The organism is Comamonas sp. B-9 (genome assembly GCF_000410635.1).
Taxonomy (GTDB): Bacteria; Pseudomonadota; Gammaproteobacteria; order Burkholderiales; family Burkholderiaceae_C; genus Comamonas.
Genome location: NZ_APCR01000599.1, coordinates 1 through 1,029, shown reverse-complemented (window position 1 = coordinate 1,029; position 1,029 = coordinate 1). Strand labels below are relative to the sequence as shown.

Below are 1,029 nucleotides of genomic sequence, written 5' to 3'. Positions count from 1 at the left end.
TGCTCGGCCATGGCCACCGAGATGCGCAGCAAGCGCGACGGCGCCTGGCGCGGCGAGAACAGCACGCCAGGCGCCAGCAGCAGGCCATGCTCGCTGGCCTGGCGCGCCAGCAGTTCCGAATCCATACCGCAGTCCACCCAGGCGAAGGTGCCGGCGACCGGCTCATGCACCGCGTGGCAGCCCAGCGCTTCGAGCTGGCGCAGGCAGCGGTGGCGCGCCTTGTCGACCCGCTCGCGCAGCCGGTCCACATGCTTGCGGTAGCTGCCATCGGCCAGGATGCGGTGCACGATCTGCTCGCTGGGCAGGGCGGAGGTCAGGCCCCCCAGCAGCTTCAGATCGGTCAGCTGGTGGATGAACTCGGGGCGGGCGGCCACATAGCCCACGCGCAAGCCGCCCGACAGCGTTTTGGAGTAACCCCCCACCAGCAGCACGCGCTGCAGCCGGTCCATGGCGGCCAGGCGCAAGGGCATATTGCCCAGGTACTCGGAATAGGTGTCGTCCTCGACCAGCAGAAAATCATGCCGCTCGGCAATGCGCAGCACCTCGTGCGCCACGCCAGCCGACAGGCTCAGCCCGGTGGGGTTGTGCACGGCGGTGTTGAGGATAAAGAGCTTGGGCTGGTGCTGCGCGGCCAGTGCCTGCAGCGCCTGCACATCGGGGCCGCCGGGCAGGCGCGGCACCCCCACCACATTCACCCCCATGGTGTTGAGGCGGCCAAAGATCAGGAACCAGCCCGGGTCCTCGACCAGCACGGTGTCGCCGGGCTGCAAAAAGCAGCGCACGATCAGGTCCAGCCCGTGGGTGACGCCGCTCACCGTCATCAACTGGGTCTCGGGGTGGGCGGGTACTTCCTGGGCCTGCAAGGTCGATGCGATCTGGCGGCGCAGCGGCGCCAGGCCCTGGGGCAGGCCATAGCCCAGCAGGCTGCGCTCGGCACGCAGGCCCTGCTTCAGGATGGCGCGCAGCGCGCCGCTGATCAGGCCCTCGTCCATCCAGCTGGCCGGCAGGCAGCCGGCGCTGCCGGTGTGG

General features: G+C 69.9%; 1 protein-coding gene. It reads right to left on the bottom strand.

The window, feature by feature from the left end; genetic code table 11:
* The coding region (locus H928_RS0105990; protein WP_021025683.1) for a PLP-dependent aminotransferase family protein at positions 1-1,029 on the bottom strand (1,029 nt) is incomplete at both ends.